At 71.2% G+C, this 23,749-nt stretch carries 19 protein-coding genes; 9 read left to right on the top strand and 10 right to left on the bottom strand.

What is annotated here, in order from left to right; all coding sequences use genetic code 11:
* Positions 1-17 precede the first annotated feature (17 nt).
* Positions 18-1,217, top strand: coding sequence for a dipeptidase (locus MDN94_RS04045; protein ID WP_482724597.1), 1,200 nt, complete (start codon positions 18-20; stop codon positions 1,215-1,217).
* 622 nt (positions 1,218-1,839) lie between these two features.
* Here the strand turns inward: MDN94_RS04045 and MDN94_RS04040 are convergent.
* Positions 1,840-2,202, bottom strand: a complete 363-nt coding sequence (locus MDN94_RS04040; RefSeq protein ID WP_441267046.1) for a VOC family protein — start codon at positions 2,200-2,202, stop codon at positions 1,840-1,842.
* Positions 2,203-2,286: 84 nt separating this feature from the next.
* On the opposite strand from MDN94_RS04040, the gene MDN94_RS04035 reads away from it, so the two are divergent.
* A complete protein-coding gene (locus MDN94_RS04035; RefSeq protein WP_482724596.1) occupies positions 2,287-2,796 on the top strand; it encodes a CGNR zinc finger domain-containing protein in 510 nt (169 codons plus the stop codon).
* Positions 2,797-2,915: 119 nt separating this feature from the next.
* Here MDN94_RS04035 and MDN94_RS04030 read toward each other — a convergent pair whose 3' ends face one another.
* Entirely contained in the window at positions 2,916-4,259 is a 1,344-nt protein-coding gene (locus MDN94_RS04030; RefSeq protein ID WP_482724595.1) for a UDP-glucose dehydrogenase family protein, read from the bottom strand.
* 189 nt (positions 4,260-4,448) lie between these two features.
* Here MDN94_RS04030 and MDN94_RS04025 point away from each other — a divergent pair, with 189 nt between their 5' ends.
* Together MDN94_RS04025 and MDN94_RS04020 are read left to right on the top strand one after the other, a co-directional pair.
* Positions 4,449-5,606, top strand: coding sequence for an acyl-CoA dehydrogenase (locus tag MDN94_RS04025; RefSeq protein ID WP_005316796.1), 1,158 nt, complete (start codon positions 4,449-4,451; stop codon positions 5,604-5,606).
* A 309-nt stretch (positions 5,607-5,915) separates the two neighbouring features.
* A complete protein-coding gene (locus MDN94_RS04020) occupies positions 5,916-6,566 on the top strand; it encodes a hypothetical protein (protein ID WP_482724594.1) in 651 nt (216 codons plus the stop codon).
* A 58-nt stretch (positions 6,567-6,624) separates the two neighbouring features.
* Here the strand turns inward: MDN94_RS04020 and MDN94_RS04015 are convergent, their stop codons facing one another.
* On the bottom strand, positions 6,625-7,890 hold the full coding sequence (locus MDN94_RS04015; RefSeq protein WP_482724593.1) for an LCP family protein: 1,266 nt from the start codon (positions 7,888-7,890) through the stop codon (positions 6,625-6,627).
* 108 nt (positions 7,891-7,998) lie between these two features.
* On the opposite strand from MDN94_RS04015, the gene MDN94_RS04010 reads away from it, so the two are divergent.
* Positions 7,999-8,547: an acyl-CoA thioesterase gene (locus MDN94_RS04010; protein WP_037776717.1), complete on the top strand. Its 549-nt coding sequence runs from the start codon at positions 7,999-8,001 to the stop codon at positions 8,545-8,547.
* A 21-nt stretch (positions 8,548-8,568) separates the two neighbouring features.
* Here the strand turns inward: MDN94_RS04010 and MDN94_RS04005 are convergent, their stop codons facing one another.
* Positions 8,569-10,113, bottom strand: a complete 1,545-nt coding sequence (locus MDN94_RS04005) for an LCP family protein (RefSeq protein ID WP_482724592.1) — start codon at positions 10,111-10,113, stop codon at positions 8,569-8,571.
* A 109-nt stretch (positions 10,114-10,222) separates the two neighbouring features.
* On the opposite strand from MDN94_RS04005, the gene MDN94_RS04000 reads away from it, so the two are divergent.
* Complete coding sequence (locus MDN94_RS04000; protein WP_482724591.1) at positions 10,223-11,236, top strand: glycosyltransferase family 2 protein; 1,014 nt, start codon at positions 10,223-10,225, stop codon at positions 11,234-11,236.
* A gap of 89 nt (positions 11,237-11,325) precedes the next feature.
* Here MDN94_RS04000 and MDN94_RS03995 read toward each other — a convergent pair whose 3' ends face one another.
* The 4 genes from MDN94_RS03995 to MDN94_RS03980 form a co-directional block, all read right to left on the bottom strand.
* The gene (locus MDN94_RS03995) at positions 11,326-12,972 is read right to left on the bottom strand and encodes an LCP family protein (protein ID WP_482724590.1); all 1,647 of its coding nucleotides are present in this window, start codon (positions 12,970-12,972) and stop codon (positions 11,326-11,328) included.
* 93 nt (positions 12,973-13,065) lie between these two features.
* On the bottom strand, positions 13,066-14,838 hold the full coding sequence (locus MDN94_RS03990; protein WP_482724589.1) for an LCP family protein: 1,773 nt from the start codon (positions 14,836-14,838) through the stop codon (positions 13,066-13,068).
* Between the two features lie 222 nt (positions 14,839-15,060).
* On the bottom strand, positions 15,061-16,776 hold the full coding sequence (locus MDN94_RS03985; protein WP_482724588.1) for an LCP family protein: 1,716 nt from the start codon (positions 16,774-16,776) through the stop codon (positions 15,061-15,063).
* Positions 16,777-16,959: 183 nt separating this feature from the next.
* Entirely contained in the window at positions 16,960-17,712 is a 753-nt protein-coding gene (locus MDN94_RS03980; RefSeq protein ID WP_482724587.1) for a TIGR03089 family protein, read from the bottom strand.
* 138 nt (positions 17,713-17,850) lie between these two features.
* Here MDN94_RS03980 and MDN94_RS03975 point away from each other — a divergent pair, with 138 nt between their 5' ends.
* From MDN94_RS03975 to MDN94_RS03965, 3 genes are all read left to right on the top strand, one after another.
* Positions 17,851-19,215, top strand: a complete 1,365-nt coding sequence (locus tag MDN94_RS03975; protein WP_482724586.1) for a peptidoglycan recognition protein family protein — start codon at positions 17,851-17,853, stop codon at positions 19,213-19,215.
* 116 nt (positions 19,216-19,331) lie between these two features.
* Complete coding sequence (manB, locus tag MDN94_RS03970; RefSeq protein ID WP_482724585.1) at positions 19,332-20,423, top strand: mannose-1-phosphate guanylyltransferase; 1,092 nt, start codon at positions 19,332-19,334, stop codon at positions 20,421-20,423.
* 9 nt (positions 20,424-20,432) lie between these two features.
* Positions 20,433-21,440 carry a DNA-3-methyladenine glycosylase family protein gene (locus MDN94_RS03965; RefSeq protein ID WP_482724584.1) on the top strand — a complete coding sequence of 336 codons (1,008 nt, stop codon included), beginning with the start codon at positions 20,433-20,435 and terminating at the stop codon, positions 21,438-21,440.
* Between the two features lie 29 nt (positions 21,441-21,469).
* Here MDN94_RS03965 and MDN94_RS03960 read toward each other — a convergent pair whose 3' ends face one another.
* Together MDN94_RS03960 and cofD are read right to left on the bottom strand one after the other, a co-directional pair.
* On the bottom strand, positions 21,470-22,768 hold the full coding sequence (locus MDN94_RS03960; RefSeq protein ID WP_482724583.1) for a coenzyme F420-0:L-glutamate ligase: 1,299 nt from the start codon (positions 22,766-22,768) through the stop codon (positions 21,470-21,472).
* Positions 22,765-23,721, bottom strand: coding sequence for a 2-phospho-L-lactate transferase (gene cofD, locus MDN94_RS03955; RefSeq protein ID WP_482724582.1), 957 nt, complete (start codon positions 23,719-23,721; stop codon positions 22,765-22,767). Before cofD ends, MDN94_RS03960 begins: the two co-directional genes overlap by 4 nt.
* Positions 23,722-23,749 lie beyond the last annotated feature (28 nt).

Raw genomic sequence — 23,749 nt, 5'->3', positions numbered from 1 at the left:
CGGGGAAGCAACAGGCAATGGACACCCCCACGGAACTCCTCCAGCGGGCCCGCGAACTGCTCGCCGCCCACCCCGTCGTCGACGGTCACAACGACCTTCCCTGGGCCCTGCGGGAACACGTCCGCTACGACCTCGACCGCATGGACATCGCGGCCGACCAGCAAGGCCGGCTCCACACCGACATCCCCCGGCTGCGCGCCGGCGGGGTCGGCGCGCAGTTCTGGTCCGTCTACGTGCGCAGCGACATGGCGGGCGACACGGCCGTCAGCGCGACCTTGGAGCAGATCGACGTCGTCGACCAGCTCCTCGAGCGCTACCCCGCGGACCTCGCCCGCGCACTCAGCGCCGAGGACATGGAGATCGCCCGTGACGAGGGCAGGATCGCCTCGCTCATGGGCGCCGAGGGCGGCCACTCCATCAACAACTCGCTCGCGACCCTGCGCGCCCTCTACGCGCTGGGCGTGCGCTACATGACGCTCACGCACAACGACAACATCGCCTGGGCCGACTCGGCGACCGACGAGCCCGGCGTCGGCGGCCTGTCGGCCTTCGGCCACGAGGTCGTGCGCGAGATGAACCGCCTCGGCATGCTCGTGGACCTCTCGCACGTCGCCGAGACGACGATGCGCCACGCGCTCGCGACCTCCGTGGCGCCGGTGATCTTCTCCCACTCGTCGGCCCGCGCGGTGTGCGACCACCCCCGCAACGTCCCCGACGAGGTGCTGGCCCTGCTGGCGGGCAACGGGGGCGTGGCGATGGCGACGTTCGTACCGAAGTTCATCCTGCCGGCGGCCGTCGAGTGGACCCGGGCGGCCGACGAGAACCTGCGGGCGCACGGGCTGCACCACCTGGACACCACGCCGCAGGCGATGAAGATCCACGAGGCGTTCGAGGCGGCGAACCCCAGGCCGGTGGCGACCGCCGCCACGGTCGCCGACCACCTCGACCACATGCGGGAGGTCGCCGGCATCGACCACGTCGGCATCGGCGGCGACTTCGACGGCACGGCCTTCACCCCGGCCGGCCTGGACGACGTCGCCGGCTACCCGAACCTCGTCGCGGAGCTGCTGCGCCGCGGCTGGTCGGACGCCGATCTGGCGAAGCTCACCTGGCAGAACGCCGTCCGCGTGCTGCGGGCGGCCGAGGACGTGGCCGCCGACCTGCAGGCGACCCGCGGCCCGTCGATCGCGACGATCACCGAACTCGACGCGCTCTGAGCGGTTCGGGGTGCGCGGCCGCGGGCCGCGTACCCCGCACGCACCACTTGCCGCGACCAACTGGGCTCCCGCGCCCGCCGCGCCGCAGCCGGGGCACATCGGTCTCCGGCAGGCTCTCGCCGGCTTCGATGTCCGTGAGATGAACCGGCTCCGAGTCCTCATCGACCTCTCCGCCGCACCGTCGGCGCCATGCGGCGCGCACCCCTGGTCAGCAGGGCCCCCTGTCGTCCTCTCGCACCACGCGGAGCCCCTCCCGGGACGACGTGCTGGACGCGCTGGGCGGCAACCACCGGGTTGCGTGGTGCCGCGCACCGCCGGGACGCTGCCGGCGACCGCGGACCTGCTCGACCACGTCCGGGAGACCGCCGTGCCCGAGGCCGTCGCGATCAGCGGCGCGTATGGCACAAGACTGCCGCACCCGGCAGGCCTGCGTGACGCCTCCGGCCTGCCGAGGCTGATCGCGGAACGCTCGAGCGGGGCCGGGCCGAATCCGAGGTCATGGGTCCGACCTGGTCGAACTACCGGGCACTGGTGGTACCGGGTTCGCCGCCCGGGCGGCCCAGCCGCGCCGGGCCCCCTCACGGGCGGCCATCGGCGCGCTGGACCTCTGATCCGCGCCGGCTCAGCAGGCGCAGAGACAGAACGGATGCCCCGCCGGGTCGGCGTACACCCGGAACGACCGCTTGCGGTCCTCCGCGTCGAGCGTGGTGGCGCCGAGCGCGAGCACCCGCTCCTCGGCGGCGTCCATGTCCTCGACCATCACGTCGATGTGGAACTGCTGCGAGTCCTTGGCGGACGGCCACTTCGGCGGTACGTGACCGGGGGCGCCCTGGAAGGCGAGCTGCGCGCCGTCGGCCCCCTTGAGGTCCACCCACCCGTCGCCGTCGTCCTCGACCGTCCCGCCGACGAGCTCGGCGTAGAAGCGGGCGAGGGCCACGGGATCGGGACAGTCCAGGACGACGGCTCCGACCTTGCCGATGCTCATGCTTCCTCCTCGGTGGTTACCACTAGATGCGTTTAACCGGTAACGGTTACCGCATGCTCCCGCATAACAGGTAACGTCGCAAGCATGAATGACAGGGCACCCGCCCCCGGTGGCCTCGCGCTGATCGAAGCGCTGGTGAACACGCTGGACATCGACACCGGCGCGGACCGCCTCGACACGCCGGACGGCCGAGCCCGGTTCGGTCTCGCGCCGGACGACGTGCCCGCCGCACGGGAGCTCCGCGAGGCGCTGCGCGCCGCCTGCCTGGCCCACGCCGGCCACGGCACTCCCGGTCCGAAGGCCCTCGACGCCCTCCTTGCCGGTGCCCCTCTGCGCGTGGCGATCTCCCCCACGGGCGAGGCCGCCCTGTGCCCCACGGGCCCGCCGGACCTTCTCACCCGCGTCGCCGAGGCCATCGCCGCCGCGGCGGCCGACAACACCTGGCTCCGCCTCAAGGCATGCGAGGCGGATGACTGCCAGTGGGTGTACTACGACCGCAGCCCGGCGTGCCGCAGCCGCTGGTGCTCGATGTCGGTCTGCGGCGCCCGCGCCAAGATGCGCAGTTACCGCGCCCGCCGGGCCGACTCCGTCTGAAGCGGCGTCACGACCCCCGGCCTCCGCTGCTCGGGGGCACACGCCCTCGGCCCGCCGCCCGCGCACACGGTCAGGGGCTCGGTCGGCTTCCGCTCAGGGAGCTCCGGCGGACGTGCGGGTCACGCCCGCGGGCGCCCCATCGCCCGGTACGTCCATCCCGCCTCGCGCCACGCCACCGGGTCCAGGGCGTTGCGACCGTCGAGGATGAGCGGGGAGGTCACGACCTCCGCCAGCTCCGCGGGGTCCAGATCGCGGAACTCGCGCCACTCCGTGAGGTGCAGCACCACGTCCGCGCCGCGTACGGCCTCCCGTGCCGTGTCCGCGTAACCCAGCGTCGGGAACAGGCGGCGGGCGTTGTCCATGCCCTTGGGGTCGTAGACGGTGACCTGGCCGCCCTGGAGGTGGATCTGGCCGGCGACGTTCAGCGCCGGCGAGTCACGGACGTCGTCCGAGTCCGGCTTGAACGTCGCGCCGAGCACGGCGACCCGCTTGCCGAGGAAGGACGTGCCGCCGACCGCCTCACGCGCCAGTTCGACCATGTGGCCACGGCGGCGCATGTTGATCGAGTCGACCTCGCGCAGGAATGTCAGCGCCTGGTCGGCGCCCAGCTCTCCGGCGCGTGCCATGAAGGCGCGGATGTCCTTCGGCAGGCAGCCGCCGCCGAAGCCGACACCGGCCCGCAGGAACTTCTTGCCGATCCGCTCGTCGTAGCCGATCGCCTCAGCCAGCTTCACCACGTCGCCGCCGGCGGCTTCGCACACCTCGGCCATCGCGTTGATGAAGGAGATCTTCGTCGCGAGGAACGAGTTCGCGGCAGTCTTCACCAGCTCCGCCGTCGGGAAGTCGGTCACCACGAACGGCGAGCCTTCGCCGACCGGCGTCGCGTACACCTCCCGCAGCAGCTTCTCCGCGCTCTCGCTCTCCACGCCGACCACGATCCGGTCCGGGTGCAGGGTGTCGTCGACTGCGAACCCCTCCCGCAGGAACTCCGGGTTCCAGGCGAGCTCCACGTCCGGACCCGCCGGCGCCTTCTCCGCGAGCAGCCGGCCGAGCCGCTCCGCGGAGCCGACCGGGACGGTCGACTTCCCGACGACGAGCGCCGGGCGCTTCAGGTGCGGCGCCAGCGATGCGAAGGCGGAGTCGACGTAGCTCATGTCGCACGCGTACTCGCCGTGCTTCTGCGGGGTGTTCACACACACGAAGTGGACGTCACCGAACTCACCGGCCTCCTCGTAGGAGGTCGTGAACCGCAGCCTGCCGCTGGAACCCTCGATCCCGGAGACGTGCCGCCGCAGGAGCTCCTCGAGACCGGGCTCGTACATCGGCACCCGGCCCGCGGAGAGCAGTTCGATCTTCTCGGGGACCACGTCCAGTCCGAGGACGTCGAAGCCCAGTTCCGCCATGGCCGCGGCGTGGGTGGCGCCGAGGTATCCGGTGCCGATCACGGTGATCTTGAGGGCCATGGGGTGCTCCAGTACTGACGCGGGCAAGGGCGGTGCGGGGCCGAGCATATCCGGCGGCATGCGGCACGCCCCTGAGCGCTCTTCGCGCGCTGTGGCCGAGCTGTCACCAAGCTCACGTATGCCTGCCGAGGGAGGGGCATCTAAAATTGGAATACTTAACGGTAGTTAACACCTTGGGGAGTGAGAGTCTTGGCAGGATCGGCCGACTTCGATCTGTATCGCCCGTCGGAGGAGCACGACATGCTCCGTGAGACGGTCCGCTCCCTCGCCGAGGCGAAGATCGCGCCGTTCGCCGCCGCGGTGGACGAGGAGGCCCGCTTCCCGCAGGAGGCACTCGACGCGCTCGTCGCCTCCGACCTTCAGGCCGTGCACGTCCCGGAGAGCTACGGCGGCGCCGGCGCCGACGCGCTCGCCACGGTCATCGTGATCGAGGAGGTGGCCCGTGTCTGCGCCTCGTCCTCCCTCATCCCGGCCGTGAACAAGCTCGGTTCGCTCCCGGTGATCCTCTCCGGCTCCGAGGAGCTGAAGAAGAAGTACCTGGGTCCGCTCGCCAAGGGCGACGCGATGTTCTCGTACTGCCTCTCCGAGCCCGACGCCGGCTCCGACGCGGCAGGTATGAAGACGAAGGCTGTCCGCGACGGCGACTTCTACGTCCTCAACGGCGTGAAGCGCTGGATCACCAACGCCGGCGTCTCCGAGTACTACACGGTGATGGCGGTCACCGACCCCGAGAAGCGCTCCAAGGGCATCTCGGCCTTCGTCGTCGAGAAGGGCGACGAGGGCGTCTCCTTCGGCGCCCCGGAGAAGAAGCTCGGCATCAAGGGCTCGCCGACCCGTGAGGTCTACCTCGACAACGTCCGCATCCCCGCCGACCGCATGATCGGCGCGGAGGGCACGGGCTTCGCCACGGCGATGAAGACCCTGGACCACACCCGCATCACCATCGCGGCGCAGGCGCTCGGCATCGCTCAGGGTGCCCTCGACTACGCCAAGGGCTACGTCAAGGAGCGCAAGCAGTTCGGCAAGCCGATCGCCGAGTTCCAGGGCGTGCAGTTCATGCTCGCGGACATGGCCATGAAGATCGAGGCCGCCCGCCAGCTGACGTACGCGGCCGCCGCGAAGTCCGAGCGCGGTGACGCCGACCTCACCTTCCAGGGTGCGGCGGCCAAGTGCTTCGCCTCCGACGTGGCCATGGAGGTCACCACGGACGCCGTTCAGCTCCTCGGCGGCTACGGCTACACCCGTGACTACCCGGTCGAGCGCATGATGCGCGACGCCAAGATCACGCAGATCTACGAAGGCACCAACCAGGTCCAGCGGATCGTGATGGCCCGCAACCTGCCGTAGGTACGCGGCGCTGTCGACGAAGCGAGGCACCCCTGACTCCAGGGGTGCCTCGTCGGGCTCTGTGGCGGAGCACCGGTCCTGCGTCACCAGGCCCGCTGCGATCGTCTTGCCGAGACCGACGTCGTCGGCCCGGCGGGCTGCTTGGTGGCGAGCCCTTCGAGACGGACATCTCTCGACAAATTCGTCCCGAGGCAGGAACACCGCGGGTCGTGCACGGGACCCGCCGGAATGATCCACTCCACCGCGGTTTACGCTGCGCTGCCGCCACCGGGCGGCCGGGGGACACGCACGTATGGGTGGGAGAAGAACATGGGCGCTTCCGACAGGCGGATCGCGTCACTGCTGAAGCAGATCGCCACGCAGGACGTCGTCGAGCTGCGACAGGAGATGGCCGTCGCCAAGCGGGTCGCCGCGCAGGCGCACGTCGTCGAGCAGTACGGCTTCGAGTACGGGGAGGCCCGGCGCGAGGGGCACAACAAGCAGACCCTCGCCGTCTACCTCTACCGCGACCCCCGGCCCGAGGCGCGCGCCCGCGAGGCGGCGACGATCGCGGCCTACCCGGACGCCGGACGGGGTGGCGCGGTGCCCGGGCTGCGGCCCGGCACGCTGAGCCCGCTCCCCGAGGCGGAGGCGGCTGTCGCCCTCATGAAGGACCGCATCGGGTACGACGTGATGGCGAAGGCCGCCGACAAGGGCCAGAAGCGGTTCGCCTACGCGATGACCGGCGTTGCCGCCGCCGTCTTCCTGCTCATGGGCAAGTGGGTGGAGGGCGTTGCCGTGGGTGCCGTCCTCGCCGCCTTCCTGGTCGGCGCGTTCCGGCTGAGCGACGTCCGGCGCCGGCGCATCGCCGACCGCCTGACGGCCGGCGGCTTCACCGCCGTCACCGACGAGCACGGCCGCCGGCGCTTCCTGCGGCCGGGGCAGCAGCTCCCGGGGCACGCCAACCCGTTCACACACTGACGGGACGCCGGAAGGGCCCGCACCGCGTCGCGCGGTGCGGGCCCCTTCGACGCGGGAATCACTTGTCGGAGACAGTGACCTTCTCGTCGTTCTGGATCTGCTTCACCAGCTGCTGCACCTTCGCCTTGTCCCAGACGAGGTTGCCGCCCCGGCTTCCCGACATCGGCATGTTCATCGACGTACCGTCGCCGCCGCTGATGCCCTTCATCGCGAAGAACATCTCGCCCAGGTCGAACAGGGACATCTCCTTGTCGACGATGAGCGTGTCGAGGCCGGCGCCCAGGGTCGGGTACAGCTTGAACGGGTTGAGGATCGTGCCGGGGGTCGCCGCCTGGCTCGCCAGCGCGGAGAGGAACTTCTGCTGGTTCTTGGTGCGTGCGAGGTCCGACTCCGCGAAGGCGTAGCGGGTGCGGACGAAGGCGAGGGCCTGCTCGCCGTCGAGGGTCTGCTTGCCCGCCTCGAAGTCGGCGCCGGACTTCTTGTCCTTGAAGCCCTTCTCGATGTTCATCTCGACACCGCCGAGCGCGTCCACGATGTTGGCGAAGCCGGCGAAGCCGATCTCCGCGTAGTGGTCGATGCGCAGGCCGGTGTTGTGCTCGACGGTGCGGACCAGCAGTTCGGGCCCGTCCTCGGCGTAGGCGGCGTTCAGCTTGGTGCGCCGGCCCTGGTTGGGGAACTTCTTCCCGGACTCGGAGCCGATGAAGGACGGTATCTCGACGTCGGAGTCACGCGGCAGGGACACCATCGTGTTCCCGCTGCCGCAGGCCGCGAGGATCATCATCGAGTCGGTGCGCTTGCCCGCGGCGTCACCGGTGTGGAGCTTCTTCTTCTCCTCGGCCGTCATGCCCTCACGGCTGTCGGAGCCGACGATCAGGTAGGTGGTGCAGTCGCCCTCCGCGGGCCGCTCGATCACCTTGGCGAGGTCGACCTCGCGCCGCACCTTGGAGTCCGCCCAGAAGTACGTGCCGATGGTGGTGCCCAGCACGGCCACGAGCACGACGATCGAGCCGATCTTCAGCCTGCGCCGCCAGTCCGGCGCCGGGCCGGGCTGCCGCGGGGGCCTGCCCTGCGGAGGCACCCCGCCGCCCGCGCCGCGGTAGACCTGGCCCGTGTTGTAGCCGCTGTCGTACGCCGGCTCGGCGTAGCCCTGGTCGTAACCGCGGGGCTGCTGAGGGGGGACCCCGCCGTGCTGCGGGGCGGCCGGTCGCTGGACATGGCGCATGACGCGCGCGCCCTCGGGCCGCTCCCCGGCGCTGCCGCGCCCGTAGCCGGGTGCGTTGCCGTTGCCGCCGTTGTCGGTCCATCCATCGGGCCAGTCATTCATGCGGAACAGTGTGCAGGGGAGGGTGGCCGCCCAGACAGGGTGGGTGGGGAATCGCACCAGGGCTGTAGCGAAGCTGATGCATTCCGGCCCCGGCATATGGTGGACGGCATGACAGATCAGGCCCAGCGCCCGGAGGCTGAAATTCCGGGCAAGCCCACTTCGGCGTCCCGCACCACCCTCAGCCACATCATGACCGGCAGTGACACGAATCTCCTCGGCACCGTGCACGGCGGCGTGATCATGAAACTGGTGGACGACGCGGCCGGAGCCGTCGCGGGCCGGCACTCCGGCGGGCCCGCGGTCACCGCCTCGATGGACGAGATGGTGTTCCTGGAGCCGGTCAGGGTGGGCGACCTGGTCCATGTGAAGGCACAGGTCAACTGGACCGGCCGGTCCTCCATGGAGGTCGGCGTGCGGGTCCTGGCCGAGCGCTGGAACGAGTCGACGCCCGCCACCCAGGTCGGCAGTGCCTACCTCGTCTTCGCCGCGGTGGATGCGGACGGCAAGCCGCGGCCGGTGCCGCCGGTCGTTCCCGAGACCGAGCGGGACCAGCGCCGCTACCAGGAGGCGCAGATCCGGCGCACGCACCGGCTGGCCAGGCGCCGGGCGATCCGGGAACTGCGCGAGAAGCGCGCCGCGGAGGGCATGGAGGACTGAGTCCGGCCGCCGTGCGCGGACCTACGGGCAGACGACCTGGTCGCCCGTCACCGCTCCGAACTCGCCGCTGTGGGGCTCCTGAGCCTGTACGGGCCGGACTTCCTTGAAGTCGGTCCCCGCCATCACCTTCATCGTGGGGCCCTGCCCCTTCACCGGACGCAGCTCGGCACCGGGCAGCGCCGCCTGGAGCGACTTCGCCGAGCGGTCCCACCGTGGGTCGTACATCACATAGGTGCGCCCGACCTCACCGCCGCCGCCGTTGAGCGGGGCGCGTGTGGTGTCGAAGCCGAGGTCTTGCAGGGCCTTGTCGACCTTCTCGCCGAGGCCGGCGAGGTGGGTCCCGTTGTAGACCTGGACCTTGATCTGCTTCGGGTCGACGTCGACGACGGTGGCCTTGGCGCGCTTCGGGCGGTGCGGTGCGAGCGGCCTGTCCTCGCGCAGCAGCCGGAACAGCCGCTGCGCCCGCGCGTCGTCCCACTTCACGGTGGACCCGATGCCCTTGACCGGGAACGAGACGTCGCCGACGGGCACGGAGGTGAACTCGGAGGAGGAGGGCGTGAAGCCCCGCATCGCCCGGCCGAGGGCAAGCATCTGCCGGGTGCCGAACTGCCGGTCGGCGCGGACCGAGCCGAGCATCGTCGAGGTGACCTTCTGGAACTTCACCGGGTTGAGCAGCACGCCGCCGCTGGTCGCCCGGTCGACGAGCGCCGCCAGGAAGCGCTGCTGGCGCTGCATCCGCCCCAGGTCGGCGGCGCCGTCGATGTGGCGGGCGCGCACGTACTGCAGCGCCTGCCCGCCGCTCAGCTTGTGGGTGCCGACCGGCAGGTCCAGACCGGTGTAGGTGTCCTTCATCGGCCGGGCGGTGCAGACCTCCACCCCGCCCACCACGTCCACCGTCTTCATGAAGCTCGTGAAGTCGACCTCGAGATAGTGGTCGATCTTCACCTTGGTCATGTGCTCGACCGTGCGCACGGTCAGGCCGGGGCCGCCCTCGGCATAGGCCGCGTTCAGCTTCACCGGGTGCGGCTTGTGATGCTTGCCCGTGGTGGTGTCGGTGTGCTCGGGGATCTCCGCGTAACTGTCCCTGGGCAGGCTGACGACGCTGGCGCGATCACGATCCTGCGCGATGTGCACCAGCATGATCGTGTCGGTGCAGTTGCAGGGCGCCCCGCCGAGCCGGTACTTCTTCTTCTCCTCGGGCGTGATCCTGTCCCGGCCGTCGGTGCCGACGACGAGGATGTTCGTGCCCCGGCCGGCCTCGGGCCGGTTCTTCATGTCACGGAACGGGTCGACCCGTTCGATCTCCGTGTCGAGTCCGGTGACCACGGCGTGCCCGATGCCGCCCACTCCCAGGACCAGCACCGAGAGCGATGTGACGATCCGCATGCCCCAGCGCGGCCGTGCCGCGCGCCCGGTCCGGCGCGGTGGTGATCCGCCGCCCGTGCGCCGTGCGGGGTGCCCGCCCCGCCCTGCCGGCCGGGCCGGCTGTCGCGCGGCGGGCCGCCCCGGGGCGCCGCGCTGCGGGGCCGGACGGGGGCGGGGACGCGGGCGGGGCGGTGGGGGCAAGAGGACACCTCCGCGGACGACAGGGGATTCCCCGCACCGTAGGCCCATACGATCTGCGACACCGGCCGCCGCGCCTGGGTGTCCCCCGTTCGCGGTAACGTGGCGGGCGATGAACGCCACGCCCGCTGTTTCCGTGATCATGCCGGTCCTCAACGAGGAGCGGCATCTGCGCAACTCGGTCCGCCACATCCTCGAGCAGGAGTACGACGGAGAGATGGAGGTGGTGATCGCGCTCGGGCCGTCCACGGACCGCACCGACGAGATCGCCGCCGAGCTCGTACGGGAGGACCCGAGGGTCCGCACCGTGCCGAATCCGACGGGCCGCACCCCGGCCGCCCTGAACGCCGCCATCAAGGCGTCCCGCCACCCCGTCGTGGTGCGCGTCGACGGCCACGGGATGCTGTCGCCGAACTACATCGCGACCGCGGTCCGCGTGCTGGCGGAGACCGGCGCGCAGAACGTCGGCGGCATCATGCACGCCGAGGGCGAGAACGCCTGGGAGGACGCCGTCGCCGCCGCGATGACCTCGAAGGTCGGCGTCGGCAACGCCGCCTTCCACACGGGCGGCAAGGCGGGCCCCGCGGAGACGGTGTATCTGGGCGTCTTCCGGCGCGAGGCGCTGGAGCAGCAGGGCGGCTACAACGAGGAGTTCATCCGCGCCCAGGACTGGGAGCTGAACTTCCGCATCCGCGAGGCCGGCGGCCTGATCTGGTTCTCCCCGGAACTGCGGGTCCAGTACCGTCCCCGGCCGTCCGTGCGGGCCCTCGCCAAGCAGTACAAGGACTACGGGCGCTGGCGGCATGTCGTGGCCCGCTACCACCAGGGCTCGATCAACCTGCGCTACCTGGCACCGCCGACGGCGCTCTGCGCGATCGCCGCGGGCGTCGTGGCGGGTGCCGCGCTGACGCCGTGGGCGTTCGTCGTCCCCGCCGGATATCTCGCGGCGATCACCGCGGGCTCCGTCCCCGCCGGCAAGGGTCTGTCCCTGAAGGCACGGCTCCAGATCCCGGTGGCGCTGGCCACGATGCACATGTGCTGGGGCTACGGCTTCCTGACGAGCCCCCGCTCGCTGGCGAAGAAGGTCATCGCGAGCCGGCGGCCCTCCGTCCGGACCGCAGCCTGAATCACGGGCCCACCAGCACGACGACAGCGCCGGTCCGCCCCCGTGAAGGGGCGGACCGGCGCTGTCGTACATGCGCGGGTGGTGCCGGGTCAGATCCGGTACGGCGCGTAGATGTCCATGCAGGCGCCCTTGTCGTCGCCCATGACCGTCTCCGTGTTCTTCGGCGGCCCCCCGGCCGCCTCCGGCTTCGGGAACGTGTCCCCGGTCCGCCAGTCGGCGCCGACGATCAGCGTCACGCCGGACACCTCGGACGACTTGCGCACCGCGCTCGCCGGGATGCCGAGAGCCGCGGCGACGGCGTGTGCGTCGCCGTCGAGGTCGACGCTCGGGAACAGGAGCTGTGTGCGGCTCTCCGCCTCCGGGGTCGTGTCCGTCCTCGCGCCCGTGAAGCCCTGGCCGGTGAGCACTTCGGCCACCGCGGCCGCTCTGCGTGGAGTGGGGTCCTGGTTCACGCCCGTGCCGTTGCGGACCATGATCCCGATCTCGGCGGGGTCGGCGGCCGGATCCTTCGGCGCGGCAGAAGGCTTGGGCTTCGACGTCGGCGCCTTGCCGTCCACCGGAGTGTCCTCGCGCAGCATCTGCCACAGACGGTCGGCCTCACCCGGCGCCGGCAGCACATGCGCCTCCGGGTTGTTCGGGTCGGGTATGCGCGGCATGGTCAGCATCGCGATCCGGCTCGTGGGCACGTCCTTGAGGGTCATCCCGAGGTCGAACAGCTTTTTGACCGTGCCGATCTCCTCCGAGACCTGGAGCGACTTGGTCGCGGTCTCCGCGAGGTCCATGAGCCGGCCGGTGTCGGTGAAGGCGTTCTGGTCCTTCAGATTGCGGATCACCGAATTCATGTACATGTGCTGCGCCTTGGAGCGTCCGAAGTCGCTCTCGAACGCATGGCGGGTGCGCAGCCACTGGAGCGCCTGCTCGCCCTTGATCGGCCAGGTGCCGGCCTCCAGCCGCAGACCGGAGCCGCCGGGCACGTTCGGTTTGGGGCCGTCGTACACACCGTGCTTCACGCAGACCTCGGCGCCGCCGATCGCGTCCGCCATCGCGACCACGCCCGCGAAGTCGACCATCATCCAGTGGTCGATGTAGACGCCGGTGAGCTCCTGCCAGGTGGCGAGGGTGCAGCCGGGACCGCCGCGGCCCAGTGTCGCGTTGATGAGGTCACGTGTCGCCGGGAACTCGTCCCCGGTCTTGGGGTCGGTGCACTTCGGGATGTCGACCTTGGTGTCGCGCGGGATGGAGACGACCGAGGCGTTCTTGCGGTCGGCGGACACGTGCAACAGCATCTGCACGTCCGCGAGGGGCTTGGCGCCCACACTCTTCCTGGAGCCGCCGAGCTTGAGGTTGGCCGCCGTGTTCCGGCTGTCGGAGCCGATGAGAAGGACGTTCAGCGGGGTCTGGCCGGCCGCGTTCGGGGCACTCTTCCGCACGTCCGAGTCGGCCGAACTGCGTTCACCCTTACGGATGTTGTTGTTCAAGTGCTGGTAGTACAGATATCCGGCTCCCGCCGTGCCGAGCACCACCACCGCCACCGTGATCGCGACGCCGCGCAATATCCGGCGTTTGCCGCGTTTCGCGGGACGCCGAGGACCGCCGCGCCGGTGCCCGCTGCCGCCGCCTTCTGCCGGCGCGGCCTGCGGGCCCCGTTCGTCGACGAGGGCCGTACGGCTGCCGGGGACACGGGTCCCCCCGCCGTACAGCCCTTCGTCCCAGCCGAGATCGCCGGGTTCCGCCACGTGCTCCCGGGTCCCCTCCCCACGCACGCTGTTTCTTCCCACCCCTGGGTCCCCCCTGGTTTCAGGCTCGTCTCACGAGCCGTTCCTCCGGCGTCATCCGGCACAGACCTTCTTGTCGGCTTCGACCTTCTGGATGTCGTCCGGCACCTTCGCCGGACCGGTGATGGGCACCCCTGCGCCCTTGAAATCGGGACCGAGGGTCAGCGTCATCGCTGTGAGACCCTCCGCGTCCTGTGTGCCCGGCTTCAACGCCGCGGCAGGCAGGCCCATCAGGTCCGCGAGCGCGCGGGCCTGGTCGGCCTGGTTCGGTGCGTACTCGAGGGTCGTCCTGGTGACGTCCGCCGGGGCGTTCCCCTTGTTGGCGGACTTCAGGACGCCCTCGGTGTTCTGGAGCCAGTCGAGGGTCTTCTGCGCGGCGCCCGTCGGCCCGCCGCCGTTGAAGACATCGACGCGGACGTCGGACGCCTCGGCCCTGGTGCCCTCGAGCAGGGCGTTCTGCTTGTCCTTGGCCTGCTGCTTCTTCTGCTCGACCTCGGTGAGGGAGACGTCCTCGCGGACCATGGCGAACAGCGATTCCGCCTTGCTCTCGTCGAGCACCACTGTGGCCTTGACCGTCTCCGCCGGGTTGTCCCGCACGGGCACGGTCGCGAAGGTCAGGTTCTTCATGTCGAACTTGCCGAGCTCCAGACCGAGGTCACGGAGCTTCATGATGTCGTTTATCTGGGAGTCGACGGTCAGCGCCTTGGTGCCCGCCTCCGCCAGCTTCACCAGCTTCGTCGGGCTGGTGAGCGTGTCGTTGGACTTCAGCTTGCGCATCAGCGCGCTCAGGAACTGCTGCTGCAGCTTGATGCGGTCGAGGTCGCCGCCGAAGCCCACCGCGTGCCGGGTACGGACGAACGCCAGGGCCTCCTCGCCCTCGATCTCGTGCTCACCCGCGGGCAGGTCGAGCTTGGAGTCGGGGTCCTTTATGTCCTTGGCGAGGCAGATCGGCACACCGCCGACCGCCGAGGTCAGCGTTTTGACCGCGTTGAAGTCGGCCACCATGAAGTGGTCGGGCTTGATGCCGGTGAGCTCGGTGACCGTACGCATGGTGCAGCTGGGTGTACGGCCCGACTGGCCGAGGCTCACATTGAAGCGGGTGTTCGGCGACCCCGGGATGGTCTTGGTCGACCCGTCCTCCTGGGTGGTCGGACAGTCCGGGATATCCGTGATCAGGTCACGCGGGATGCTCAGCGCCGTCGCGTTGGTGCGGTCCTTGGACACGTGGAGCAGCACCGTCGTGTCGGCGTGGCCGGCGCTGTTCTTGTCGCCGTAGCCCTCGTTGCCGTCGCCGGTGCGCTTGTCCGTGCCGATGACCAGGATGTTGATCGCCCGGTCCTTGCTGAAGCCGCCGGTGCCGGCGCCGTCGTCGGGGACCGAGGTGATGTTGGAGTTGAGGTGCTCGTAGTAGAGGTATCCGGCGGACGCCGTGCCCACCATCACCAGCGCGAGCGTGCCGCCCGTCCAGAGCAGCGCCTTCTTCTTGCGCGACTTGCCCTGCTTGCGCTTGCGCCGGCCGGTCTGCGCCTGTGCCGCCCGGCCGGCGGACGCGTCACCCGTGCGACGCCGACGCTGTTCGGGGACCTCGGTGCCCGGGGCGGTCGTACCGCGCCGGGCACCATTTCCGGCCGCCGTGTTCCGGGGGGCGGCACCGCGGCTGCCGGCCGCACCGGCTCTTGTGCTGCCGCGGCCGGAGCCTCTGGTGGAGGGTGTCGACTGCGGTGCGGATTGATCCAGTCGCAGTTCGTAGTTGCCGGTCTGCGGGTTGAGTACCCACTGGTCGGCGGGGTCGATCTCGTCCGCCCGCCCACGGCTTTGCGCATCCACGGTTGCTTGAGTCCTCCGTCGGGTGCCACGCGACGCGCCTCCCCCGGCAGGCGCTCGGTCCTTCGATCCAGCAGTGCGCGACACAGGGTCGGAAGCACCGGATCGCGTCACACTATCCGTCCAGTTCGGCGTCCAGCGACGTCCGTGACAAATTCCACGCCCCTTACAACCGGGCAATTCGCCCAATCCGTCAGCACTCTCTGCTTCGGTTTGGCCATTGCTTTACTCACACATCCCTTCGGCGGCATTGGTGCCGGGAAATGTCGGTGTCGCACTGGGGGTGCCGGTTCCGCCGGTGTCCGCATCTCCGGTGGTCCCCTCGCCCTCCCGTTCGCCGTTCGGTACGACAGTGACCGGATCGTCCTCGCGCAGACTCTTGAAGAGCTGGTCCGCGTCCGGCTGCACGAGCTCGTCCCGGTTGGGATTCGCGGCGTGCGGCTGCCGGGGAACGGTGAGGAATTGGACCTTTTCCGTCGGAATGCTCCGAAGTGATCGGGTCAGGTCGTAAAGGTCCTTCAGTGAGTCGAGTCCCGGATCGGTGGTGATGGACTTCGTGGCCGCGTCGAGCACCGGATAGAGCCTCGTCGGATTGAGCAGTACGCCGTTGCTCTGCACCTTCTTGACCAGCGCGCCCAGGAACTGCTGCTGCCGCTCCATGCGTTCGGTGTCGCTGCCGTTGCCCAGCGTCTTGCGCGCCCGTACGAACCCGAGTGCCTCCTCGCCGTGCAGCGTCTGCGGCCCGGCCGGCAGCTTGAGCCGCGCGTCCTTGTCGTCGATCGGCTGCTTCAGACACACCTCCACGCCGTCCACGGCGTCCACCATGTCCTTGAAGCCGCGGAAGTCGATCACCATGTGGTGGTCGATGCGGACCCCGGTGAACTTCTCGACCGTACGGATCGTGCAGGCCGCCCCGCCGAACTGGAAGGCCCAGTTGAACTGTGCCGTCTGCTCCTCGGAGCGGCTGCCGTCCGGCTTTCCGCAGCTCGGGACGGTGACCAGCAGGTCGCGCGGGATCGACATCGCCGTCGCGCTCTTACGGTCGGCCGCGATGTGCAGCAGGATCGTTGTGTCGGAGCGCTGGCTGCCGCCGCTCTCGTCCCGGCCGTACTTGCTGTTTCCCTCGCCGGCCCTGGTGTCGGAGCCGAGCAGCAGGATGTTCTGCGCGTCGACGGCCACGGGCGTGGGGCGTTCCTTCTCGTACGTCTCCAGTTCGGCGGCGGCCGTCGTGTCCGTGGTGATGTTGGAGTCGAGCTTGCGGTAGAACCACCAGCCGGCGCCCGCGGCGGCGAGCACGACGAGCGAGGTGCCGAGCGCGGCCCAGCGCATCCAGTGCCGTGGGGGCCTTCCTCCGGCCCGACCGTCGCCGCCGTCCCCGGCCTGACCGTCGCCGCTGTCCCCGGCCTGACCGTCGCCGCCGTCCCCGCTGTGACCGTCCCCGCCGTTGTCGTCGCCCGGTCCGCCTCCGCCCGAGGGGGCCGGGCCGCCGGCACGGTCACTGTCGACCGGCACGTCCTTGCCGCCCCGCGCCCCGGAGGTGGCACCGTCGGGCTCGGCGGCGGTCCCGGCCGAGGGGCCGGAGGTGTTTGCTGCCTCGGGGTCGGCCTTCGGGTCTGCTGTGCCCTCGGCCTCGTCGTCGGCCGTCGACGCTGCTGCGTTCCCCGACCGCGTGGCGGGGGTGGAGTCCGCCGGGCTCTCGGCGTTCCTGCCGTCGGTGGCGCCGGCCGTGCTCCCGGCCTTGTCGTCGGCCGTCGAACCCGTCGTGTTCTCGGCGTGTGTGTCAGCGGCGTGGCCACCGCTCGCGGCGGGGGTGTCGCCCGCCCTCCCGGAGTCGGCCGGGCCGCCGGGCGTGGCGGAGTCGTCCGCGACCGCGGATCCCGCCTTCTCGTCCGCGTCGGCGGACCCCGAGGGGTCCGCCGACGTGCCGGCCTTGTCCGTCACGTGTGCGTCCATCCTTCATGGCGTCGGCGGCACGCTGGGCCGCCGATCGCTGGTCTAGACGGCTGAACCCGGCGCTTGGTTGTGCGTTGAAGCACGCTTGTCGCCGATCATCCACCGGGCGCCGCGCCGGACGGGGAGGGCTCGGCCCGAGTGTGCGCCACATGAGTGGACGCCCCACGCTTGTCATACCGCCGTGACGGTGACCCGCTCGCTCTCGAGGCGCTTCGCCAGCGCGTCCGGCGACAACTCGCCGAGATTCCGGCACAGAACGACGGAAGCCCCGCCCGCCAGAGGCGCGTACAGTCCCGCGGACAGCCCGTCCCAGGAGTCGTACGACTTCCCGGACAGCAGACGCGACCCCGGCGCGAGACCAAGCCGCTCCGCGTCTTCCCGCGCCCGCCCGACCAGTTCGGCACCGGTCAGTTCCAGGTCCCCGACGGTAAGCGCCGGCGCCTCCGGATCCATCGGCGCGTAGGGGGCGAACCTGTCGCCCTGGCCCGGCACCTCCACCGCGTAGTCGGCGTAACCGGCCGGCGGGGTGGGGAAGCGGCGTCCCAGCGGTGCGAGGGACAGCGCGATCCGCTCACCGCCGCAGGCGAGCCCGTCGTCGAACCGGCCCGGCCCCGCCACGACATGGTCCGCACGCGCCGCGTCGCCGCCGACGTCCGCGATCACACCCACGGAGGAGCAGGCCAGCAGCCAGACAGCGCTCTGCCAGTGCGCCGGCAGCAGCAGCGCGAGCCGGTCGCCCGGCTCCGCGGAGAGGTCACCCTGGAGCAGATTCGCCGTCTTCGCCACCCAATTGGCGAAGGTGGCGACGGACAATTCGACCCGCTCACCGGTGGCATCGTCGTAAAAAGTGACCAAGGGGCGCGCGGGGTCCGCGGCGAGCGCGGATCGCAGCAGGTCGGCGGGGGTGCGGTCGCTGGCGTTCATCCGCGCAAGCGTACGCCGCCGCCGGGCACGGGGGCGGCCGCTCGGGTGACGGTGTCCTCCGGTCGGACCGAAGGGCCCCCGGTCCGACGGGGGTTTGCCGCCGAGCGCGGCGCGCCGCACCGGCCCAGGATGCTTGCCATGCGTGGATACCTGGCTTCTTCCGTCGGAGTGGCGTGCGCGACCGCGCTCGTCGTTCCGCTCTCGCTCGCTTCCGGCGCGCTCGCCGCGCCCCTGCCGGCCGCCGCGGTCCCACAAGTACCGGACGTGCCCGGCTCGACCCAGTCCCTGCCACTGAAGGCCATCGGTCAAACCCCCTCGGACCGTTCCGCCGGCGCCCCCGAACTCGGCCTTCCCGAGCAGGACGTCGATCCGTTCTCGCTCGTCGGCGTGGTCTGGGAGGACGCGTTCACCGAATTCCACGGCACCGTCGAGGTACGCACCCGGGCGGCCGGGTCCGGCGTCTGGTCCGACTGGCAGCAGGTGGAGACGCACAACTCGGAGCACGCGGCCGACCCCGGTACCGCCGAGAGCGAGTCACGCTCGGTGCGCGGCTCCACGGCCCCGCTGTGGGTCGGCGCATCGGACGGCGTGGAGGTACGCGTACGGGCCGAGGACGGCACCTCGAGCGGACTGCCCGAGGGAATGCGCCTCGAACTCGTCGACCCAGGCGAGGAGCCGGCCGCCGCAGCCCCCGACACCGACACCGCCCCCGACACGGACACCGCCCTCGAACCCGGCACCGACCAGGTCGTGGCAGGCCCCGACACGGAGCCCACCGTCGGCCGTTCCCCGGTCGGCGGCCTCATGATCCCGGCCCTCAACCAGGCCGACACCGAGGCCGAGGCGACCGCGGCGGGTGACTTGCTCGCGGGCGACCTCGCGGCCGGCGCCAAGCCGTACATCGGCCCGCGGCCGAGCATCGTCACCCGAAAGGGGTGGGGCGCCGACGAGTCGTGGCGGGAGAAGGCGTTCGTCTACACAGGCTCGGTGAAGGCCGCGTTCGTCCACCACAGCGCCACGGGCAACAACTACACCTGCAAGGAGGCCCCCTCCGTTATCCGCAGTATCTACCGCTACCACGTCAAGAGCAGCGGTTGGCGCGACATCGGCTACAACTTCGCCGTCGACAAGTGCGGAAACATCTACGAAGGCCGGGCAGGAGGCGTGGCCAAGCCGGTGCTCGGCGCGCACACCCTGGGTTTCAACGCGAACAGCACGGGCATCGCCGTGCTCGGCACGTACAGTTCCTCCAATCCGCCGCAGGCCGCGGTGACCGCCGTGGCCAAGCTGACCGCGTGGAAGCTCGGCCTGCACGGGATCAACCCCGCGGGCAAGGTCACGCTCACCTCGGCCGGCAGCGGGAAATACGCGAAGGGCGTCAAGGTCCAGCTCAACGCCATCTCCGGACACCGCGACGGCTACCTCACGGACTGCCCCGGAGGCCGTCTCTACAGCCGACTCGGAATCGCCAGAACGGCTTCGGCCAAGCTTCAGGGCCGCTGACCGGACGACGGGGCCGGGACACGGCGGACGCAACTCCGGTCGCCGTGGACGCAACTCATAAACTGGCCGGTCAAATCCGTGACCGAGCCCGGCCCCAGCAGGAAGCAGAGAATGCATTGAACCAGGCCACAGAAGCGATCCTCCTGGTCGGAGGCAAGGGAACCCGGCTGCGTCCGCTCACCGTCCGCACCCCGAAGCCGATGGTGCCGGCGGCGGGCGTGCCGTTCCTCACCCATCAGTTGGCGCGGGCGCGGGCGGCGGGCGTCGAGCACATCGTGCTCGCCACCTCGTACCTGGCGGAGGTCTTCGAGCCGTACTTCGGCGACGGCTCCGCGCTGGGGCTGCACCTCGAATACGTGACGGAGGAGGAGCCCCTCGGCACCGGCGGGGCCATCCGCAACGTCGCCTCGCGGCTGCGGTCGGGTCCCGACGACCCGGTCCTCGTCTTCAACGGGGACATCCTCACCGGACTCGACATCGAGGCCCTCGTAGGCACGCACCGCTCGTCCGGGGCCGACGTCTCCCTGCACCTCACCCGGGTAGAGGACCCGCGCGCCTTCGGTCTGGTGCCGACGGACGGAACCGGGCGCGTCACCGCGTTCCTGGAGAAGCCCCAGACGCCCGAGGAGATCGTCACAGACCAGATCAACGCGGGAGCCTACGTCTTCCGGCGTTCCGTCATCGACTCCGTCCCGGCGGGCAGGCCCGTCTCCGTCGAGCGCGAGACCTTCCCGGAGCTGCTGAGCGCCGGAGCCCACCTCCAGGGCATGGTCGACTCCACATACTGGCTGGACCTCGGCACGCCGCACGCCTTCGTGCGCGGCTCCGCCGATCTGGTCCTGGGCCGCGCTCCCTCTCCCGCCGTGCCGGGCAGACGCGGCGACAGGCTGGTGCTGCCGTCCGCGCGCGTCGCGCCGGGCGCCAAGCTGACCGGCGGCACCGTGGTCTGCGAGGGCGCTACCGTCGGCGAGGACGCCCGGATCGACGGCAGCACGGTCCTGGCCGGCGCCGTCGTGGAAGCGGGCGCCGTGATCTGCGACTCACTCGTCGGCGCGGGCGCGCGCATCGGGGCGCGCACGGTGCTGTCCGGCGTGGTCGTCGGGGACGGCGCTGTCGTGGGTGAGGACAACGAGCTGAGGGACGGTGCGCGGGTGTGGTGCGACGCGGTGCTCCCTGCGGGCGCGGTCCGCTTCTCCTCCGACCAGTAGCCTGGCCGCATGGCAGGGCGCTTCCGACCGGACACGAGCCGCGCCACCGTGCGCGGTGGCGGGAGCGGCGTACCCGCGGCGATACCGCGACAGGTCCCTGCCGCGCCGGCCGCCGCCCGCACCCGGCGATGGACCCCGCCGTGGCCGCTGGACCTCGGACTTGTCCTCGGCCCGTTGCGCAGGGGCGCCGCCGATCCCACCTTCCGTACGACGCCGGACGGCTCTGCCTGGCGGACCAGCCGCACCCCGGCCGGGCCCGGGACGTTGCACGTCGCGATGCGGGCGGGCACCGTCGAGGCCGAAGCCTGGGGGCCGGGCGCGGAGTGGCTGCTCGACCGGCTTCCCGAACTGCTCGGGGCGGCCGATGAGCCGGAGGCCTTCACCCCGCGGCACCGGCTGGTCGCCGCCTCGCAGCACCGGCGGCCGGGACTGCGGCTGCTGCGCACGGGACTCGTCATGGAGTCCCTGATCCCCTCGATCCTGGAACAGAAGATCACCACCGACGAGGCCTACCGGGCCTGGCGGCTGCTGGTCCGCAAGTACGGCGAACCGGCGCCGGGCCCGGACCAGGGCCTGTACGTCATGCCGGAGCCGCGCACCTGGGCGCTCGTCCCGTCCTGGGAATGGCACCGCGCGGGCGTCGACGACAAGCGCGCGTCGACGATCCTGCGCGCGGTGCGGGTCGCCCGCCGGATGGAGGAAGCGGCGGCGATGGAGCCCGAACAGGCCATGGCCAGGCTGGAGTTGATCCCAGGCATCGGCCCGTGGACCTCGGCGGAGGTGATCCAGCGCAGCAACGGCGCCCCCGACGCCGTCACGGTCGGCGACCTGCACCTGCCACGGATCGTCGGCTACTCCCTGGCCGGTGAACGCAACACCGACGACGCGGCGATGCTGGAACTGCTCGCCCCCTACGAGGGCCAGCGCCACCGCGCGGCCCGCCTGATCCTGCTTGCGGGCCGCGTCCCGCCGCGCCGCGAACCGAAGATGCGCAGGGTCGACATCGCCGCGTGGTGACCGGCGGGCACTGAGCCGCCGGCGGGTTCCTAACGTACCTCGATGAACGCGGAGGCCTCCCGCGCCGGACGTGCCTTGGGCGGGGCGGCGGCGTGACCGATCGCCACAGCGCCCATCGGGTCCCATGTCGCCGGCAGCGACAGCACCTCCCGCACCACGTCGCGGCAGAACATCGTCGAGGAGACCCACGCGGATCCCAGCCGCTCGGCCGCGAGTGCCACCAGGAAGTTCTGCACGCCCGCGCCCGCCGCGACGACGAACATCTCGCGTTCGGCCGCGTCCCGGCGCTCGTCGCCGTACGTGTGGGCCCCTTCCGAGACCAGGCACGGCACCGCCAGGTACGGGGCGTTGCGCAGAACGTCCCCGCGCCGGATCCGCTTGGCGACGGACTCCTCGGATTTCCCGTCGCGGCGCAGGTCCGCGATCCAGGCGTCGCGCATGGCGTCCAGCAGGCGGCGGCGGGAGTCGGCCGACTCGAGCAGCACGAAGCGCCACGGCGTCGTGTGATGGGGGGCGGGCGCCGTCACCGCGGCCGCGACCGCGCGCCGCACCGCGCCGCCGTCCACCGGCTCGTCGGTGAACTCGCGGACCGTGCGGCGCTGTGTCACCGCCTCCCGTATCGCCTCCGAGGTGCCCAGCCGGAACATGTCGTCGGCGGCGATCCGGACGAGTGCTCTCGCGTTCTCGCCGCCGTCGCCCACGATGTGCGGCAGGCCGCGGACGACGGCGACCGGCAGTCCCTCGGCCTTGCCCTTCACCAGGTCGCCCGCGGCGGCGAGTTCGTCGGCGGTGGCCACGACGGTGGCACTGAGGGGATTGCCGTGGGCGTCGGTGCCGCCGCGCAGATCGTCCAGGACCCGCACACCCGCCGCGCCGATCGCGATGTCGGTCAGCCCGGTCCGCCAGGGGCGGCCGGAGGTGTCGGTGACGATGACGCCGAGGTCGACGCCGAGCTCGTCGCGCAGCCCCTCGCGGATCACGCGGGCGGAGGCGTCCGGGTCCTCGGGCAGCAACAGTACTGTGCCCGTAGGGGTGTTGGACGCGTCGACGCCTGCCGCGGCCATGACCAGGCCCTGCCGGTTCTCGACGATGCGCAGGGCGCCGCGCCGGGCGACCACCCGAACTGTCTCCGCGTCGATCGCCGCCTCGCGGTCCGCCGCTTCGACGATCCGCCCCTCCGCCTTGCTGACGATCTTGGAGGTGACGAGCAGTACGTCCCCGTCGGCCAGTCCCGGCGAGGTGGCGGCGATCAGCTTGGCGAGGTTGTCGCCGGGCCGGACCTCGCCGAGGCCGGGCAGCGCCCAGACCCGGTACGACGCCGGGGTCACGCCTGTACCTCCTCGGCCAGCGCCAGGGCCGCCCGGGCCATGTCGGCGGCCGCGTCCACGTCGGTCATCATCAGCGGTACCGCCCGGCAGCGGATGCCCGCCGCCTCGACGGCGGCGACCGCCGGCTCGTCGACCGTGTCGACGAGCCAGCCGTCGAGCAGCCCGGAGCCGTAGTGCTGTGCGACGGCCGCCGCCGTCGCCTCCACGCCCACCGCGGCGAGGACCTTGTCGGCCATGCCGCGCACGGGCGCGTCCCCGACGATGGGGGAGAGGCCGACGACCGGTACGCCGGCTTCCGCGATGGCTTCCCGGATGCCGGGCACGGCGAGGATCGTGCCGATGCTGACGACCGGATTCGACGGCGGGAAGAGGATCACGTCCGCGGAGGCGATGGCCTCCAGCACTCCGGGAGCGGGCTTGGCCTGCTCGGCGCCGACCGGCACGACCGCCTCCGCGGCCACGGACGCCCGCAGCCGAACCCAGTACTCCTGGAAGTGGATGACCTTGCGTTCGCCGCCGAGCGTCACGGCGACATGGGTCTCCACCCGGTCGTCGGACATCGGCAGCAGCCGTACGCCCGGGTTCCACCGGTCGCAGAGCGCCTCGGTGACGGCGCTGAGCGGATAGCCGGCGCTCAGCATCTGCGTACGGACGATGTGGGTGGCGAAGTCGCGGTCCCCGAGACCGAACCACTCGGGGCCGACCCCGTACGCCGCGAGTTCGCTCTTGACCTGGAAGGTCTCGTCCTCGCGGCCCCAGCCCTGCTCCTCGTTGATGCCACCGCCGAGGGTGTACATCACGGTGTCGAGGTCGGGACAGACCTTCAGGCCGAACAGATGGATGTCGTCACCGGTGTTGCCGATCACCGTGACGTCCGCTTCGGGCGCGGCCTGCTTGAGACCGCGGAGGAAACGGGCGCCGCCGATGCCGCCGGCCAGAACCACAATGCGCATGCCGACATCCTCGCAGGTGCCGGCGGGG

Source organism: Streptomyces sp. WAC00040, from assembly GCF_056835925.1.
Note: the sequence above shows the minus strand (reverse complement) of the source record. Positions and strands in the feature narration are given on the sequence as shown.

What these genes read in the sequence shown, in the direction of transcription:
- MDN94_RS04020 (WP_482724594.1), top strand. Translation starts at nt 5,916, where the DNA reads ATGGGCGCTTCCGACAGGCGGATCGCGTCACTGCTGAAGCAGATCGCC.
- MDN94_RS04000 (WP_482724591.1), top strand. Translation starts at nt 10,223, where the DNA reads ATGAACGCCACGCCCGCTGTTTCCGTGATCATGCCGGTCCTCAACGAG.
- MDN94_RS03975 (WP_482724586.1), top strand. Translation starts at nt 17,851, where the DNA reads ATGCGTGGATACCTGGCTTCTTCCGTCGGAGTGGCGTGCGCGACCGCG.
- MDN94_RS04045 (WP_482724597.1), top strand. Translation starts at nt 18, where the DNA reads ATGGACACCCCCACGGAACTCCTCCAGCGGGCCCGCGAACTGCTCGCC.
- MDN94_RS03965 (WP_482724584.1), top strand. Translation starts at nt 20,433, where the DNA reads ATGGCAGGGCGCTTCCGACCGGACACGAGCCGCGCCACCGTGCGCGGT.
- MDN94_RS04040 (WP_441267046.1), bottom strand. Translation starts at nt 2,202, where the DNA reads ATGAGCATCGGCAAGGTCGGAGCCGTCGTCCTGGACTGTCCCGATCCC.
- MDN94_RS04015 (WP_482724593.1), bottom strand. Translation starts at nt 7,890, where the DNA reads ATGAATGACTGGCCCGATGGATGGACCGACAACGGCGGCAACGGCAAC.
- cofD (WP_482724582.1), bottom strand. Translation starts at nt 23,721, where the DNA reads ATGCGCATTGTGGTTCTGGCCGGCGGCATCGGCGGCGCCCGTTTCCTC.
- MDN94_RS03980 (WP_482724587.1), bottom strand. Translation starts at nt 17,712, where the DNA reads ATGAACGCCAGCGACCGCACCCCCGCCGACCTGCTGCGATCCGCGCTC.
- MDN94_RS04035 (WP_482724596.1), top strand. Translation starts at nt 2,287, where the DNA reads ATGAATGACAGGGCACCCGCCCCCGGTGGCCTCGCGCTGATCGAAGCG.
- MDN94_RS04030 (WP_482724595.1), bottom strand. Translation starts at nt 4,259, where the DNA reads ATGGCCCTCAAGATCACCGTGATCGGCACCGGATACCTCGGCGCCACC.
- MDN94_RS04010 (WP_037776717.1), top strand. Translation starts at nt 7,999, where the DNA reads ATGACAGATCAGGCCCAGCGCCCGGAGGCTGAAATTCCGGGCAAGCCC.